The following is a 512-nucleotide window of genomic DNA, read 5'->3' as shown; positions in this document are numbered from 1 at the left end:
CTGCATTTTCAAGGGACTGTTCGGTCATGATGTTCATACCAAAATGCCTTTTTTCTACCAGCGCCGCTCGAACCGACGCCGAAGCACGATCGCGGTGATGTTCATGGCCATGAGGAAGACGAGCAGGATGATGATCGCGCCCGACATGCGCTCGACGAAGGCGCGTTCGGCCTCGTTCGCCCACATATAGATCTGCACCGGCAGCGCAGTGGCCGGATCGAAAGGCGTCGTCGGTGGATCGGCGACGAAGGCGACCATGCCGATTAGCAGCAGGGGCGCGGTTTCACCGAGCGCACGCGCTAGACCGATGATGGTGCCGGTGAGGATGCCGGGTGCGGCAAGCGGCAGGATGTGCTGGAACACCATCTGCATCTTGGAGGCGCCAAGACCGAGAGCCGCCGAGCGGATCGACGGCGGCACCGCGGCAAGTGCAGCGCGCGTCGCGATGATGATCGTCGGCAGCGTCATCAGTGTCAGCACCAGGCCGCCGACGAAAGCGGCGGAGCGCGGCA

1 protein-coding gene is annotated in these 512 nt (G+C 63.3%); it reads right to left on the bottom strand.

Going from position 1 to position 512, the window contains the following annotated elements:
* Positions 1–54 precede the first annotated feature (54 nt).
* The coding region (locus tag EN906_RS36670) for an ABC transporter permease subunit (RefSeq protein ID WP_127375890.1) at positions 55–512 on the bottom strand (458 nt) is incomplete at its 5' end.

This window comes from Mesorhizobium sp. M7A.F.Ca.CA.004.06.1.1 (assembly GCF_003999135.1).
Lineage (GTDB): Bacteria > Pseudomonadota > Alphaproteobacteria > Rhizobiales > Rhizobiaceae > Mesorhizobium.
The sequence above is the reverse complement of the archived record's forward strand: the minus strand, read 5'-3'. Positions and strand labels throughout refer to the sequence as shown.